Genomic DNA, 16805 nt, shown 5'->3' with positions numbered 1-16805 from the left:
AGGAAGGGCGGATCTGCGGATCCGCCCTTTTTATTTTGTCTTGAGAATATCGGGCGCTGCGACGACCGAAGCGCGCGAGGTCTCCGAATGCGGGCGTCAGGCCACCCAAGCCTTTGGATTTATGGATTATGTACCGTTAGGGCGCGATCGCGGCCGGCAGATGTATCGCTATATCGCGAGCGGCAGCGACCTCGCGTGTCCACGCCGCCACTTTTTCAATCTCATCCCCGTGAATTGGCCGCATTCGTTCATATTCCGCCGCGCGATCCGCCGCATCGAAACGTCGCCCGCTCTTGGAATCGCGCGCGAGCGGGCCAGCTTCAATGGATGCGAGCTGGGCATTCGACAGATCGAGATTGAAATGGCTTGCCACATCGCGAACGGTCCGCTGCGTTTCCGACATGAAGGCGCTGCTGTCGAGTGACCGCACGCGACCGGGATGGTTTGCAATCAGCGTTCCGAACAGGCTTTGCTGTGCAAGCCAGGCCATCGCCGCGATCTGCAAATCGGTCTGTTCGAAGAAATCCGCATCGCTGAAGCCGAGCGATTGAACACAGCCTTGCGCGCGCAGTTTGACGAATAACGTACGCGCCCAGCGTCGCCCATCGAGACCCTTTTTTGCGATCGATATCAGGAAATCCTCCAGCGGGGCGTACATTGCAACCGCTTTGGCCGATGGCTGGATCGCCAACATGGCCATCGCGAGGCCGTTGAGGATGTTCGAGGGTTTTACGATCGCTGCGTGATCGCCGGGGAATGGACGGCCGAGAAGGCGCAGCGCGTCGGTCAATGCCATGGCGATGTCGTCCACCGCCGCACCGCGCAGGCGCCAGCCCGCTATGTCGTTCAGGATCAATGGTTCGCTGAAACTGCTGGCGAACCCGGGGAGGTCGAAACACTTGCCCAGCAGTGTCGAGCAGCAGAAGCCGGAATGAAAGATGAAATGCAGCGGGGCATGTTGGCGAAACGCTTTCACATCCCGTTGGGAGAACGAATGCCATTCGCGAGCGGGCAAATAATCGTCGGTCAGAAATGGAACCGAGGCGCGCTCCTCTCGACTGCAGGGAATGAAACGGAAAGCGCGGCTGCTTTCGTCGAAACGATGCGCCAACCATTCTGGGCCGAGCGGCTCCGGCATCGCCAGAATTCGATCGGTCATTTGCGTTTCAATCTCTGCTGCTTTGCGCCGAAACATGCGCTATGGTCAAGCATGAGCCTGACAGAGCCCGCCGCAGAAGTCCAGTCGCACATTGCCATGATCGCCGATGCCCGCCGTCGCGGCGATCGCATCGCGGAGGTGCGGCATCTTGACGCCGCGCTTCGTCTTTCACCGGGCGACCCCCAACTGCTGAACGCGCGAGGCATGTGCTATCTGCAAGATGGCGCTTGGACGGATGCCGCGGGTCATTTTACCAAAGCTGCGGAGCTTGACCCCAAAGAACCGATATTGTGGATCAACCTTGCGACGGCTCGGCGCGCTATGGGCGATGTCGAGGCGGAACGCGCGGCACTGGATCGTGCCCTTGCTAACGATCGCTTTCAACTCACGGCCTTGCTGCGAAAGGCCGAGCTTGAAGAACGTTTCGGTAAAGAGAGCGATGCGGCCGTGGCGTGGAATGCCGTAATTCAGGTTGCGGGTCAGATACCAGATGCGCCGCCACCCGTCCTGGACGCTATCCAGCGCGGTCAGGCTTTCATGGCTCGGCATGCAAGCGATCTTTCGGAACGCTATGATGCCAACTTTGGCATCGACCGCGCCGCAGATCCCGAAATGCGTCGGTTTAACCGCTGTCTCGACGTCGTACTTGGACGCAAAGGCGTTTATCGAAACGAGTGCCATGGTCTCTACTACCCCTTTCTTCCGGCTGACGAATATTTTGACAGGCGGTTGTTTCCCTGGTTTTCGGCCTTGGAAGCCGCGACTGCCGACATTCGCCGAGAAGGACTCGCCCTGTTCGAAGGAAGCGGGGACGATTTGCGTCCCTATGTGCGGATGGAAGAGGGCTCGCCCGAGAGCAAGTGGACCAGGCTGGATGGATCGCTCGATTGGACCGCCTGTTTCCTGTGGGAATATGGCACGCCAAACCAGCGGGTGCTCGATCGTTGCCCAGCCACTGCAGCGGCGCTTTCCCGCGCCCCGCTCGCCCCGATTCCGGGCAAGGCCCCATCGGCTTTTTTCTCCATGCTCAGGCCCGGCGCTCATATTCCGCCGCACACCGGCGTAACCAATACTCGCGCGATCATTCACCTGCCGCTCGTCGTTCCGTCCGGATGTGAATTTCGCGTGGGTGGGGAGACGCGCGTCTGGAAAGAGGGGGAGGCATTTGCGTTCGACGACACGATCGAGCACGAGGCCGTCAACCGCAGCCGGGAGAACCGCCTGGTGTTGATCTTCGACGTATGGAACCCCCATCTGTCGGAACGCGAATGTGCACTTCTTACCGAATTCTACGCGATGCAAAAATGATGCTATCCCAGAGTTTCGCCTAGCTCAGCGCGGGCGAAAACGAGCGCGTCAGCGTAGTTTTTCCAGCGCCCGGAAGATTGGCTGTTTACCGCTGAGCGGGCTTTCCAATTGCTCGGCGTACGAATGATCGAGGCGCCGCCGGCATCCGCCAAAGCATATCCCGAAATGCCGAGCCCCAGCTTGCGAAATGCCGCGGCCATGATGGAATCGGGATCTTGAACCATCAGATCATAGTCAACGGTCACGATGTCTTCGCCGAACACCGTCTGCCAGTGGGCCATCAGGCGACGATATTGGGCTGCATAATGGATGAGGTCTTCAATTCGATCAGCATAATTAATCGAATCTGCAAAATTAAGGAAAAAAGCGGACAATATATTGTCGAGTATATTCCGGCGCGTATGAAGAATTTTTGCATCCGGGAATAATTTCTTTATCAATCCGATGTGGATGAAATTGTCAGGCCGTTTATCGGTGACATGATGTGCCAACGGGAAATTCGATCGCACACGTTCAAAATATTGCTTGCGCAGATATTGTAACTTTTCTGTGCTGATATGCCGCAAGGCGAAAGGATAGGGCAGAAGATGGTCGTGCACCATCGCGGGGATGAGTTCAAGTTCTCCGCCGATCTGAACCAGCGGGTGGCGGCCGAGCAATTGTTCGATCACGGTCGACCCTGAACGGAACATGCCGCAAACGAAAATCATGCCGACATCGGTATCGGCTGTGACACGATCGGGCCGGACGGGAAACTGGGCAATGAGATCGTCGACGAGTTGCTCTTGCGCTCGTCTATCATAGCGCAGGGGGGTGGGCCGAAGCGCAGCGTTTATGGCATTTGCCTGGGTGATCGCGGCAAACGCCTCGGAATATCGTTCTTCTGCGTCTAGCGCGTTGCCAAGGGCAAAAAGCAGTTCGGCGCGGTCGTCTTCGCTGTCAACGCCCAGACGCAGCCCTTGTTCGAGGTCGTCGATTGCCGCGGCGCCTTCGCCTTTGTGGACACGGATTGCGGACAGCCGCGCTCGCGCTCGGCCGTTACCCGGCGCGATCCGCGATGCTTCACGATAAGCCCTTGCGGCGGCGTCGGCCTTTCCGACATCTTCCATTAGACCGCCGAGATTGAGCCAGGCCGGAAGATAACCGGGGTTCAACGCAATTGCGGCAAGCAATTCCTGTTCGGCCTGATCGATTTGTTCGAGATATTCGGACAGGATGGCCGCCCGGTTGACGTGGGCGGCCTCCGGATCGACCAGGTTCCGCCTTATCGCCTCATCATAAGCGGACAGTGCCTCGGGGTAAGCGCGCAACTGGCGCAGGGCATAGCCAAGATTGAACCAGCCATCGGCGTGATCGGGGTGGAGCGCCACGGCCTGCCGGAGCAGATCCGCGGCATCCGCATAGCGATGTTCGTCGATGCATTTTCCTGCGGCGGCATCGAGCCGCATCCACGATTCCAACAACTTATCCCATTCTTACTCAGGTTTTAATAGAAGCGCCCCGTCGCCCTCGTCGACCTTGATCGTCGACCCGTCCTTCACCTCGCCCTTCAGGATCAGGTCGGCGAGCGGATCCTGCAGATATTTCTGCACCGCGCGCTTCAGCGGCCGCGCGCCGTACACCGGATCATAGCCGACGCGGCCGAGCCATGCCCGCGCAGCATCGGTGAGGTCGAGCGTCACCTTGCGATCGGCGAGCAGCTTCTGGACGCGCGCGACCTGGATGTCGACGATGCCGCCCATATGCTGCTGCGCGAGGCGGTTGAAGAGCACGATCTCGTCGAGCCGGTTCAGGAACTCGGGCCGGAAATGCGCACGCACGACTTCCATCACCGCTGGCTCGGCCTGTTCGACCGGCGCGTCGTCGGGGAGCGCGGCGATCGCCTGGCTGCCGAGGTTCGAGGTCAGGATGATCAGCGTGTTGGTGAAGTCGACCGTGCGGCCTTGTCCATCGGTCAGCCGCCCGTCGTCGAGTACCTGGAGCAGGATGTTGAAGACGTCGGGATGCGCTTTCTCGACCTCGTCGAACAGCACGACCTGATAGGGCCGGCGGCGCACCGCTTCGGTGAGCGTGCCGCCCTCTTCATAGCCGACATAGCCCGGCGGCGCGCCGACGAGCCGCGCGACACTGTGCTTTTCCATGAATTCGGACATGTCGATGCGGACCATCGCATTGTCGTCGTCGAACAGGAACCGCGCGAGCGCCTTGGTGAGCTCGGTCTTGCCGACCCCCGTGGGGCCGAGGAAAAGGAAGCTGCCGAGCGGACGGTTCGGGTCCTGAAGCCCCGCGCGCGCGCGGCGGACGGCGGTCGAGACGGCGCGGACGGCTTCGTCCTGACCGATGACGCGCTGTTCGAGCGTGCTCTCCATGCCGAGCAGTTTCTCGCGCTCGCCTTCCATCATTCGGTCGACGGGAATGCCGGTCCATTTGCTCACCACCGCGGCGATATCGTCGGCGGTGACTTCCTCGCGGAGCATTGCATTGCCCGCGGCCGCCTGCGCTTCCTCGAGCCTCTTTTCGAGCCCGGGGATCGTGCCGTAGCTAAGCTCGCCCGCTTTCGCGAGGTCGCCCGCGCGCTGCGCCTGATCGAGCGCCGAGCGCGCGGCGTCGAGCTCTTCCTTGATCTTCGCCTCGGCGTGGATCTTGTCCTTCTCGGCCTGCCACCTCTGGGTCAGGCCCGCCGATTGCTGCTCGAGGTTGGCGAGTTCGGACTGGAGCGTCGCGAGCCGGTCCTTCGACGCGGCGTCGCTTTCCTTGCCGAGCGCCGATTCCTCGATCTTCATCTGGATGATGCGGCGGTCGAGCGTCTCGATCTCTTCAGGCTTCGATTCGACCTCCATGCGGATACGGCTCGCGGCCTCGTCCATCAGGTCTATCGCCTTGTCGGGCAGGAAGCGGTCGGAGATATAGCGGTTCGACAGCGTCGCCGCGGCGACGATTGCGCCGTCGGTAATCCGCACGCCGTGGTGCAGCTCGTATTTCTCCTTGAGCCCGCGCAGGATCGAGATCGAATCCTCGACCGTCGGCTCGCCGACGAACACCGGCTGGAAGCGCCGCTGGAGTGCCGGGTCCTTTTCGACATGCTTGCGATATTCGTCGAGCGTCGTCGCGCCGATGCAATGGAGTTCGCCACGCGCGAGCGCGGGCTTCAAGAGGTTCGACGCGTCCATCGCGCCCTCGCCCTTGCCCGCGCCGACGAGCGTGTGCATCTCGTCGATGAACAGGATGATCTCGCCCTCGGCCGCCTTCACATCGTCGAGCACGCCCTTGAGGCGCTCCTCGAACTCGCCGCGATATTTGGCACCCGCGATCAGCGCGCCCATGTCGAGCGACAACAGGCGGCGGTCCTTCAGGCTGTCGGGGACGTCGCCGTTGGTGATGCGCAGCGCCAGCCCCTCGGCGATCGCGGTCTTGCCGACGCCGGGTTCGCCGATCAGCACCGGGTTGTTCTTGGTGCGGCGCGCGAGAATCTGGATCGTGCGGCGGATTTCCTCGTCGCGTCCGATGACGGGGTCGAGCTTGCCCTCGCGCGCGACTTCCGTGAGGTCGCGTGCGAATTTCTTGAGCGCTTCATAGCGATCTTCGGCCGAAGCGGTGTCGGCGGTGCGGCCGCCGCGCAGATCGTTGATCGCGGCGTTGAGCGCATCGGCCTTCACGCCCGCGTCGGCGAACACCTTGCCCACCGGCGTGGTGGTCGAAAGCACCATCGCGAGCAACAGCCGTTCGACGGTGACATAGCCGTCGCCGGCCTTGGACGCGACCTGCTCGGCTTGATCGAGCAGGCGCACCGCGTCGTTATCGAGTCCCGGGGTCGCCTGCGCGCCCGAACCCGACACGGCGGGAACCTTGGCGAGCAGAGCGTCGATGCCCTGAACCGCACGCGCGGCGTCGCCGCCGCTCTTCGCGATCAGGCCCGCGGCCATGCCTTCATTGTCTTCGAGCAGCGCCTTGGCGATATGCTCGGGCGAAATCCGCTGATGGTTCATGCGGATCGCAATCGTCTGCGCCGCCTGCAAAAAGCCCTTGGCGCGGTCGGTAAATTTTTCGAGGTTCATTCAGAAAGCCCCTTTCTTGCCGAGCAAGATAGTGTTGCCATTGTGCAACACAAGGGGCCTTCCGATGTTCCGCAAAACTCTATTCGCTCCGCGCGAACTGGTCGAGCAGCCGCACGCCGAAGCCGGTCATGCCCTTGGGAACAAGCGAGGTCGCTTTCTCCGAACGGTTGACCCCGGCGATGTCGAGATGCGCCCAGGGGGTCGCCTCGTCGACGAAAAAGCCGATGAAATGCGCGCCGAGGCTGGCGCCCGGCCCCTGACCCGTCGCAGAATTGCGGATGTCGGCGATGTCCGACTTCATCCGCTCGGCATAATCCTTGTGGAGCGGCAGGCGCCACAGCTCCTCGCCGCTCGCGGTACCGGCGGCGGTCAGACGCGCCGCGAGCGCCTCGTCGCGCGCGAAGAGGCCCGCATAGCTGTTGTCGAGCGCGCCAACGACCGCGCCGGTCAGCGTCGCGATGTTGACGATCGCCTTGGGTTTGTAAGCCTTGGCGACATATTCATTGGCATCGGCGAGGACGAGGCGGCCTTCGGCGTCGGCGTTGACCATTTCGATTGTCTTGCCCGACATGGTGCGGGTGACGTCGCCCGGACGCTGTGCATTGCCGTCGGGCATATTCTCGGCAAGCGCGGCGACGCCGACGACATGGACCGGCGCGCGCGACTTGGCGAGCGAGACGACCGCACCCATCACCGACGCGGCGCCCGACATGTCGCCCTTCATATTGCCCATCCCGGCACCGGGCTTGAGCGACAGGCCGCCCGAATCGAAGGTGATGCCCTTGCCGACGAAGGCGGTGGGTGCGTCGGGCGAACCCGCCCCGCGATAGCGCACCAGAAGCAGTCGCGAGCCGCGCGGGCTGCCTTGGCCGACGCCGACGATCGTTCCCATGCCGAGCTTGCGCATCGCGGCTTCGTCGAGCACTTCGATGCTGACGCCCGCCACGCCGGCGAGGGACTTGCGCACCTCGGTCACAAAGGTTTCGGGGTAGATGACGTTTGCCGGTTCGTTGGCGAGATCGCGCGACAGGCGCACCCCGTCGGCCAGCGGCCTCCAGCGATTGGCGAAGGCGGCCTCCGCGCCCGACGGATTGGCGCCGACGAAGGTCGCGGCGCCGGTCGCGGGCGTTTTCTTGCCGACCGTCTGATAGCGGTCGAACCGATATTGTCCGAGCGCAAAGCCGTAAGCGACATCGGCAGCATTCGCATCGCCATAAGCACCCGCGACAACCACCGGCTGCGCTTCGCTCTTGAGTTCTTGTGCCGCTTTTCCGCCCGCTTCGGCGAGCGCGAGCGACGAGGGCGATACGCCCGCGCCGACGAGGAGGATGCGCGGATGCGCGCCAATACCGCGCAGCGACAGCGTCGAGCCGGCCTTGCCGTCGAAACTTGCCGCGGCGATGGCCGCTGTAATCGCCTGCCTTTCGCCGGCGCCCAGCGTCACGCCGTTGAGCGGCGGCAGCGCCGCGTCGGTCATGACGATGACGAGTGCGGCATCCGCGGGCGCGCTCGCAGCAAAGCCGATCGCGCGCTCGGCGCTATTGCCGATGGTTGCCGGAATGACGCCCGATCCGGCGATCGTCTGGGCCATCGCGGTGGGAGCGAAGGCGAGCGACAGGCAGGCGGAAAGGAGCAGGCTTTTCATGCGCATGTTTGGATATTCCCCGTTGTTCAATAACCTGACCCCTGCATAGCGGCGCAGCGCTCGCCCGCAAATCCGCCTCGACGAACGACAGCTGCTTGCCATCGGACGACATGCCCGCCACATAGCGCTGCGGGCGAGCCGCCGAAGAGGACCAGACATGCTGCGACGGATTTTGCTGGGTTTCCTGTTGCTGCTGGTGATCACCGCCGCATCGCTCGCGCTCTGGGAGCCGCTGACCGCCGAGGCCCCCGCGGCGCCGGCGTTCAAGCCAGGCGATGTCCGCATCGCGCGCGACAAGTTCGGCGTCCCGCATATCTTCGGCAAGACCGACGCCGATGTCGCCTATGGCGTCGCCTACGCTCATGCCGAAGATGATTTTTCGACGCTTCAGGAAGTGCTCGCGATGACACGCGGGCGCGCCGGGGCGATGCTCGGCGAGGATGGCGCGAAGGTCGATTATGCCGAGGCGTTGCTCGGCGTCCGCGCGACGACGAAACGCGACTGGCCGCGACTGCCTTCCGATGTGAAGGCGCTGTTCACGGCCTATGCGGCGGGGCTCAACCATTATGCCGACAAGCATCCGGGCGAGGTGCGCCTGTCGGGCCTGTTCCCTGTGACCGGCGAGGATGTCGTCGCGGGCTTCGTGCTGCGCTCGCCCTTCTTTTTCGGGCTCGATTCGGTGCTCGGCCAGCTCGTCGATGGCAAGGACATGTACCGTGAGGGTGGCCCTGCGCTCGATGCGACGGGCAAGCTTGTCCCGCGCGAGCTGACGCCGGTCGGCACCGATCCCGCCGACAATGGATCGAACGGCATGGCGGTCGGCCCCGCGCGCTCGACCGACGGCGCGACGCGGCTCGTCTCCAACTCGCACCAGCCGTGGACCGGCGGCGTCGCCTGGTACGAACTGGTCGTCCATTCGGAAGAGGGCTTGGACTTTGCGGGCGCGAACTTCCCCGGCTCGCCCTATCCGTTCCTCGGGCATAATAAATATCTCGGCTGGACCAACACGGTGAACCGGCCCGATTTGATCGACGTCTACAAGCTGACCCTCGACGACAGCGGCAAGAATTACCGTTTCGACGGCCAGTGGCGCCCGCTTGAGGAAAAGCGCATCTGGCTGAAGGTCAAGGTCGGTCCGTTCGTGCTGCCGATACCGCGCTCCGTCTATCGATCGGTCCACGGCCCGGTGGTGAAGAATGAAAAGGGCGCGTTCGCGATCCGCTACGCGGGGATCGACCAGGCGAATATGGTCACCCAATATTACCGGCTGAACAAGGCGAAGAGCTTCGCCGAATGGCGCGCGGCGATGGCAGGGCAGGGCGTGCCCGCGACCAATTTCATCTATGCCGATGCGAAGGGCAATATCGGGCTTTTCTATAACGCGATGTTCCCCGACCGGCAGCCGGGGTTCAACTGGCGCGGCGTGCTGCCCGGCGACACCTCGGCGGATTTGTGGACGAAGACGCTGCCGTTCGACCGCGTGCCCGCGCTGGTCAACCCGCGCTCGGGTTATGTGATGAATGCGAACAACACGCCGTGGGTCGCGGCGGGACCGGGCGACGAACTCGACGCCGCAGCCTTTTCGCCGCTGCTTGGGGTCGAGGACGATATGACCAACCGCGCTGTGCGGCTGATCGAGCTGTTCGAGGCATCGGGGCAGATCGACGAAGCGCGGCTGAAGGCGATCAAATACGACACCGCCTATGCGAAGACCGGATATGCGAAGGCGTGGATGGACCGGCTGCTCGCGCTCGATACCAAGGGCGATCCGGCGCTTGCACAGGCACAGAAGCTGCTCCGTCAATGGGACTGGAACCTCGATGGGAAAGGTAAGGGGGACGCGCTGGCGCTGATGCTATTGCGCCCCGCGAACGGCAGCCACTACCAGCGCCGCGCCGAACCCGACCCGCGTACCGTACTGAAAGAGGTCGTCGCGCACCTGCAGGATCATTTCGACGGGCTCGATCCGAAGCTCGGAACGGTGCTGCGACTCCGCCATGGCGAGGGGGCGAACCGTGTCGACCTGCCGCTCGATGGCGGCAACGACACTGTGCGCGCATCGACCTTGTGGGACGCCGAACCCGACGGGCGGCTCAAGGTGCGTCACGGCGACAGCTTCATCATGTTCGTCACCTGGGACCGGGACGGCCGGGTCCGGTCGGAGTCGATCCAGCCGTTCGGGGCAGCGACGACGCGGCCCGACAGCCCGCATTATAATGATCAGGCGCCGCTGTTCGTCGCGCACAAGCTGAAGCCGGTGCTGTTCGATCCGGCGGCGCTGAAGGCCAGCGGGGCGCGATTCTATCGGCCTTGAAAGCCGCGAAACGCTGTCCTAAACCATTGATACAGTGCCGTCCGGCACCCCGCTTTCGACAGGCTGTCCGTGCCTGCACGCTTTCAAGAGGATATCCATGCCCCGTTTCCATCGCTTCGCCCTTGCCTTGGCGGTCACCACCTCGCTTGTCGCTGCGGGTCCCGCGCTCGCCAAGGCGAAAGCCGGCGAGGCCGCGCCGATCGCCGACCTCGTGAAGGCGGTCGACATTCCCTATCAGGCGTTCACGCTCGACAACGGGCTGCGCGTGATCGTGCACGAGGACCGCAAAGCGCCGGTCGTCGCGGTGTCGGTCTGGTATCGCGTTGGGTCGAAGCACGAACCGAAGGGCAAGACGGGCTTCGCGCACCTCTTCGAACATCTGATGTTCAACGGGTCGGAAAATTCGCCCGGCGATTTCTTCGAGCCGCTGCAACAGGTCGGCGCGACCGACAGCAACGGAACGACCAACGTCGACCGCACCAACTATTTCGAAACCGTGCCGACGGGCGCGCTTGACCGCGCGCTGTTCCTCGAAAGCGACCGCATGGGGCATCTGCTCGGCGCGGTGACGCAGGAGAAACTCGATAACCAGCGCGGCGTCGTCCAGAACGAGAAGCGCCAGGGCGACAACAATCCCTATGGCCTGCTGCGCTATGAGATTTTCGAGAATCTCTTCCCGACCGGTCATCCCTATCACCACAGCACGATCGGTTCGATGGGCGACCTCAACTCGGCGAGCCTCGCCGATGTGAAGAAATGGTTCACCGACAATTACGGCCCGAACAACGCCGTCCTCGTGCTTGCGGGCGATGTCGATGTCGCCACAGCAAAGGCCAAGGTACAGGAATGGTTCGGCGACATCCCCCGCGGCCCCGCGGTGCAGATGCCCGCCGTTCCCGTCCCGACGCTGCCCGCGCCGCTCGCGAAGGAGGTCAAGGACCTCGTTCCGACGACACGCATCTATCGCATGTGGGCGATCCCCGGCCTCAACGATCCCGAAGCGGTGCCGCTCCAGATGGCGATGAGCGTGCTTGGCGGGCTGTCGTCGTCGCGGCTGGACAATGCGCTGGTCCGCAAGGACCCCGTCGCCGTCAGCGTATCGGCGGTGGCGCAGCCGTTCGAGGACGCGGGCATCCTGCTTGTCCAGGCCGATGTGAAGCCGGGCGTCGAACCCGCGACCGTCGCGAAGCGGCTCGACGAGGAAATCGCGAGCTTCCTCGCGAGCGGTCCGACTGCCGACGAATTGCAGCGCACCGCGGCTAGCTATCTGGCGGGCACGATCGCGGGACTCGAATCGGTGGGTGGTTTCGGCGGCAAGGCGGTGACGCTGGCCGAGGGCGCGCTCTATTCGAACAATCCGGCTTATTACAAGGTCGAGCTCGACCGGATGGCGAAGGCGACCCCCGATCAGGTCAAGGCGATCGCGAACAAATGGCTCGCCCGCCCGGCCTTTTCGCTGACCTACACCCCGGGCGAGCGCACCGAGGGCGGCGAAAATCGCGGCGGCGCCGTGACCGGCGGTAAGGTGACCGCGCCGGTCCAGCCCGATCGTTACTGGAACGAAGCGCTCGGCGATGTCGGCCCTGACACGGGCGGCGCATCGTCGTTCGCCGACCGTTCGCAGCTTCCTGCAGTCGCCGACCTCAAGGCGCTCGACTTTCCCGCGATCGAGCGCGCCAAGCTCAAAAACGGTGTCGAGGTCGTTTTTGCGCGCCGTACGACGGTGCCGACGGTCAATGTCGCGGTCAGTTTCGACGCGGGCTATGCCGCCGATCCGCACAGCGCTTTGGGCACCCAGTCGCTGATGCTCAGCCTGATGGACGAAGGCACGACGAGCCTCGATTCGATCGCTTTTGCCGAGGCGAAGGAACGGCTCGGCGCGCAGATCGACGCGACGGCTAACGCCGACGAGACGGTGTTCAGCCTGTTCGCGCTAAAGCCCAATCTTCGCGCCTCGCTCGGCCTGCTCGCCGATTACATCCGCAACCCGGCGTTCGACGGCAAGGAATTGGAGCGCGTACGCGCGCAGCAGCTCAACCGGCTCAAGGCCGAGCTGAACAATCCGAACGCCATCGCCTCGCGCATATTGGCGCCGGTGCTGTATGGAGCGGATCATCCCTATGGCATTCCGCCGTCGGGGCTGGGCGATGCGAAATCGGTCACGGCAGCGACGCGCGACCAGCTTGCGGCCTTCCACGCGACGTGGATTCGCCCCGACAATGCGCGCGTCTTCGTCGTTGGCGACACGACGCTCGCCGAGGTGAAAAAGCAGCTCGACGCGACGCTGGGTCAATGGAAGGCACCGGCGACCGCGAAGCCGGTCAAGCATTTCGACATCGCCATCCCGGCGCCGAAGCCGCGTATCCTGCTGTTCGACCGGCCCAAGTCGCCGCAGTCGGTGATCCTCGCGGGCAAGGTGCTCGCTGCCAAGGGCGGCGACGAGCTCGAAGTGCTGCGTTCGGCGAACGATATCTTCGGCGGCAATTTCCTGTCGCGGTTCAACACCAATTTGCGCGAGACCAAGGGCTGGTCCTACGGCGTGCGCAGCCGCATCTCGGGCGACAAGGACCGGCTGACCTGGGTTGCCGCGGCGCCGGTACAGGCCGACCGCACGGGTGATTCGATCAAGGAGCTGCGGAGCGATCTCAAGAGCTTCCTCGGCGACAAGGGCGTGACGAAGGAAGAGCTCGAGCGCACGATCAACGGCAGCGTCCGCGAACTGCCGGGCAGCTTCGAGACCTCGGGCGATGTGCTCGGCGGGCTCCGCCAGATCGTCAAGTTCGGCCGCCCCGACAATTATTACGAAACGCTGCCTGCCACCTATGAGGCGATGACCGCCGCCGAAATCGACGCTGCAGCGCGCAAGGCGCTCAGCACCGACGATCTCGTCTATGTCGTCGTCGGCGATGCCGCAGTGGTGAAACCGCAGCTTGACGGACTGGGCCTGCCTGTGGAAACGGTGTCCCTGTCTAACTAACATCAGTTTCAGTAAGGAGAGCCCATATGTCCCAAGTCGATGGCAGCTATGATTGCGTCACCAAATCGCCGATGGGCGACCAGAAGTCGGTGTTCACCGTGAACAGCGACGGCGGCAGCTTCACCGGCCAGAACGCCGGCACGATGGGTTCGCTCGATGTCGAAAATGGCAAGGTCGACGGCAACAAGCTGACCTGGACCATGAACATGAAGGTGCCGATGCCGATGACGCTCGAATGCGAAGCGACGATCGACGGCGACGCGCTGACCGGCACGATCAAGGCCGGCGCGTTCGGTTCGATGGCGATGACCGGCACCCGCCAGGGCTGAGCCGCCCTCTGCAAACACGCGAAGGGCCGTCCGCTCCTCTATGGGGGCGGGCGGCCCTTTTGCGTTGCATAGCAATGCCCTTTGCCTTGAGGGGCTATCCAAAGCGGTGGGTTAGGCGCATAGGCTGCTGCCATGCACAAACCGGCCCAATCCCCCCAACGGAGCCTGCCGGGCGCCCGTGAAATGGTCGTCATGATGGCGATGGTGATGGCGCTCAATGCGCTCGCTATCGACTCGATGTTGCCCGCACTGCCCGCGATCGGCGAATCGCTGGGGGTCACCGTTGCGAATGATCGCCAGCACGTCATTTCGGTTTACCTGCTCGGCATTGGTTTTGGCTCGCTGCTTTACGGCCCGCTATCGGACCGCTTCGGGCGCAAGGGGGTGCTCGTCCCTGCGCTATTCGCCTATCTGGCGCTGTCGATCGGTTGCGGTCTCGCGACGAGCTTTACCATGTTGCTCGTGCTGCGCTTCATCCACGGGCTGGTCAGCGCGGCGCTCGGCGTCATCGTCGTCGCGGTAATCCGTGACCTGTTCGCGGGCGACGCGATGGCAAAGCGGCTGTCGCTGATCTTCCTCGTCTTCATGATCGTGCCGATCATCGCGCCGACGATCGGCGCAGGGATTGCAGCGGTCGCGGGCTGGCGCGCGATCTTCATCGTGCTGGCGGTGATGTCGATCGTGATGCTGCTCTGGCTCCGCCGGCTTCCCGAAACGCTCGATCCCGCGGACGTGCGGCCGCTCGACCTCAAGACGATGGTCGCGGGCTGGGCGACGGTGACGCGCCACCGCCGCGCGGCGGGCTATATGATCGCATCGGGCATGATGCAGGGGGCGCTTTACGGCTATCTCAACAGCAGCGAGCAGATCATATCCGAAGTGTTCGGCGCGCAGGCGATGTTCCCGCTGATCTTCGCGTGCGTTGCGATCGGCATCGCGATCGCCAATTTCTCGAACGCCGCGATCGTCGAGCGTTTCGGCGCGCGGCGCGTGTCGCAGTCGGCGGTCTTCGCCTTCATGGCGACCTCGATCCTGCAGATCGTCGCGGCGCTGAGCGGGGTCGAGACTTTGTGGATGTTCACCGCGCTGATGATGGTCAACGTCGGCCTTGTCGGTTTCATCGGCAGCAATTTCGGGTCGATCGCGATGGAGGATTTCGGCCATATGGCGGGGGTCGCGTCGTCATATCAGAGCTTTGCGAAGACGCTGCTTGCGGCGACCGTGGGCGCGACGATCGGCCAGCAATATGACGGGTCGACGCTGCCGCTGGCCTATGCCTTCCTGATCAGCGCCGTCGTTGGTCTCGCCCTCGTCTTCTGGGCCGAGCGCGGCAAGCTGTTCACCCGGCCGGGAACCGCACCGAAAAGCCCCTACTGACAAAGAAAAGGGGCCGCCCCGGCATTCGCCCGGACGGCCCCTTCTTCTTATCTTTGGCTGACGCCTCAGTTGATCGGTGCGTGCGGCTCCAGATCATCCTCGTGCACCTCGACAATCCCGCGGCCAAGATGGCTGCGGTTGCGACTGTAGAGATAATAGATCAGCAAGCCGAGCGCACCCCAGATGGGCAGGACCAGCATCGCATCCAGCGGCAGGTTGAGGAACAGGAAGATCGTGCCGGCGATCGTGAGCGGACCGACCAGCCACAAGGCGGGTGTCTTGAACGCGCGCGGTTGGTTGGGGGCGGTCCGGCGCAGGATCATCACCGCGATGGCGACCATCATGAACGCATAGAGCGTACCTGCATTGGCGATGTCGGCAAGCTTGCCGACCGGCAGGAACGCGGCGGCGAAGGCAACCGCGACACCGGTGATCGCGGTGATCACGTGCGGCGTCTTCCACTTCGGATGCACCTTGCTCCACGATTCGGGCAGCAGGCCGTCGCGGCTCATCACGAAGGCGACGCGGGTCTGACCGAACAGCAGGATCAGGATGACTGACGGCAGCGCGACGAAAGCGGCGATGCCGAGCATGTTGCCCACACCCGACCAGCCGATCTGGCGGAGGACGTGCGCGAGAGCTTCGTTCGAGCAGACGAGCGGGAGTTCGTTCGCGGCATAGGTTGCACACTGGCGGGCCAGTTCTTCCGAACCGGCGGGGAAGGGAACACCGTTCGGCCCCATGATCGGCTGGCCGCCGACGGTGCCGATCGCGCCTGCGGCAACGAGGATATAGAAGATGGTGCAGAACAGCAGCGACCCGATCAGGCCGATCGGCACGTTGCGCTGCGGGTTCTTGGTTTCTTCGGCAGCGGTCGAAACCGCGTCAAAACCGACATAGGCAAAGAAGATGGTCGCAGCCGCGCCGACCGCGCCGACGCCCGAGCCAAAGCCGCCGAAGACACCGGCGGGGAGGAAGGGGTTGAACTTGTCGGTGGTGAAATAGTCGCTGGGCAGCGTCAGGATGATGAAGGCGGTGAGCGCGGTGACCTTGATCGCGACGAGGATCGCATTGACGCGCGCGCTTTCGGTGGTGCCGATCATCAGCAGCCAGGTGATGAGGAGCGCGATGACCACGGCGGGAAGGTTGATGAAACCGCCCTCGACGCCGCCGAGTGCCAGCGGTGCGCCGGCAAGGAACGAGGGAAGCTGTATTCCCAGGAATTCGTTCAATATCGTTCCTGTGAAATAGCCGGACCACCCGACCGACACGGCGGAGGCCGCCACAGCATATTCGAGAACGAGCGCCCATCCGACCGTCCAGGCGAGCATTTCGCCCATGGTCGAATAGGTATAGGTATAGGCGGAGCCGGCGACGGGGATCATCGCCGCGATTTCAGCGTAGCAGAGCGCCGCGACGATGCAGATCAGGCCGGCGATCGCGAAAGCGAGCATCAGGCCGGGGCCTGCCTTTTGCGCGCCCGCCGCCGTCAGCACGAAAATGCCGGTGCCGATGACGCAGCCGATGCCGAACAGCGTGAGTTGAAAGGCACCCAATGTGCGGTGAAGCGACTTTTTTTCCGCTGTCGCCAAAATGGCATCCAACGGTTTTACCCGGTCAAATAGCATATTCTTCCCCTTT

Annotated in this window: 10 protein-coding genes; 5 read left to right on the top strand and 5 right to left on the bottom strand. The window is 63.5% G+C overall.

The genetic code is table 11. The features are described 5' to 3' along the window. Positions 1 to 136: 136 nt before the first annotated feature. Entirely contained in the window at positions 137 to 1159 is a 1023-nt protein-coding gene (locus ACIPPQ_RS11850) for a hypothetical protein (RefSeq protein ID WP_446544281.1), read from the bottom strand. 51 nt (positions 1160 to 1210) lie between these two features. On the opposite strand from ACIPPQ_RS11850, the gene ACIPPQ_RS11845 reads away from it, so the two are divergent. Further along, the gene (locus ACIPPQ_RS11845; RefSeq protein ID WP_446544280.1) at positions 1211 to 2467 is read left to right on the top strand and encodes an aspartyl/asparaginyl beta-hydroxylase domain-containing protein; all 1257 of its coding nucleotides are present in this window, start codon (positions 1211 to 1213) and stop codon (positions 2465 to 2467) included. Between the two features lie 2 nt (positions 2468 to 2469). Here ACIPPQ_RS11845 and ACIPPQ_RS11840 read toward each other — a convergent pair whose 3' ends face one another. The 3 genes from ACIPPQ_RS11840 to ACIPPQ_RS11830 all read right to left on the bottom strand — a co-directional run bounded on the left by ACIPPQ_RS11840 (position 2470) and on the right by ACIPPQ_RS11830 (position 8167). After that, entirely contained in the window at positions 2470 to 3915 is a 1446-nt protein-coding gene (locus ACIPPQ_RS11840; RefSeq protein WP_446544279.1) for a sulfotransferase, read from the bottom strand. 27 nt (positions 3916 to 3942) lie between these two features. Next, positions 3943 to 6522, bottom strand: coding sequence for an ATP-dependent chaperone ClpB (clpB, locus tag ACIPPQ_RS11835; protein ID WP_446544278.1), 2580 nt, complete (start codon positions 6520 to 6522; stop codon positions 3943 to 3945). 79 nt (positions 6523 to 6601) lie between these two features. After that, positions 6602 to 8167 carry a leucyl aminopeptidase gene (locus ACIPPQ_RS11830; protein ID WP_446544277.1) on the bottom strand — a complete coding sequence of 522 codons (1566 nt, stop codon included), beginning with the start codon at positions 8165 to 8167 and terminating at the stop codon, positions 6602 to 6604. Positions 8168 to 8324: 157 nt separating this feature from the next. On the opposite strand from ACIPPQ_RS11830, the gene ACIPPQ_RS11825 reads away from it, so the two are divergent. The 4 genes from ACIPPQ_RS11825 to ACIPPQ_RS11810 all read left to right on the top strand — a co-directional run bounded on the left by ACIPPQ_RS11825 (position 8325) and on the right by ACIPPQ_RS11810 (position 15164). Further along, positions 8325 to 10481 (top strand): acylase, encoded by a 2157-nt coding sequence (locus ACIPPQ_RS11825; RefSeq protein WP_446544276.1) that lies wholly within the window; start codon positions 8325 to 8327, stop codon positions 10479 to 10481. A 97-nt stretch (positions 10482 to 10578) separates the two neighbouring features. Beyond that, on the top strand, positions 10579 to 13458 hold the full coding sequence (locus ACIPPQ_RS11820) for a M16 family metallopeptidase (protein ID WP_446544275.1): 2880 nt from the start codon (positions 10579 to 10581) through the stop codon (positions 13456 to 13458). A 26-nt stretch (positions 13459 to 13484) separates the two neighbouring features. Beyond that, positions 13485 to 13787, top strand: a complete 303-nt coding sequence (locus ACIPPQ_RS11815; RefSeq protein WP_446544274.1) for a hypothetical protein — start codon at positions 13485 to 13487, stop codon at positions 13785 to 13787. Between the two features lie 132 nt (positions 13788 to 13919). Further along, a complete protein-coding gene (locus ACIPPQ_RS11810; protein ID WP_446544273.1) occupies positions 13920 to 15164 on the top strand; it encodes a multidrug effflux MFS transporter in 1245 nt (414 codons plus the stop codon). 65 nt (positions 15165 to 15229) lie between these two features. Here the strand turns inward: ACIPPQ_RS11810 and ACIPPQ_RS11805 are convergent, their stop codons facing one another. After that, complete coding sequence (locus ACIPPQ_RS11805) at positions 15230 to 16792, bottom strand: amino acid permease (RefSeq protein ID WP_446544272.1); 1563 nt, start codon at positions 16790 to 16792, stop codon at positions 15230 to 15232. Positions 16793 to 16805: the final 13 nt, after the last annotated feature.

This window comes from Sphingopyxis sp. LARHCG72, assembly GCF_052871675.1.
This window is presented reverse-complemented; position numbering and strand designations above follow the sequence as displayed.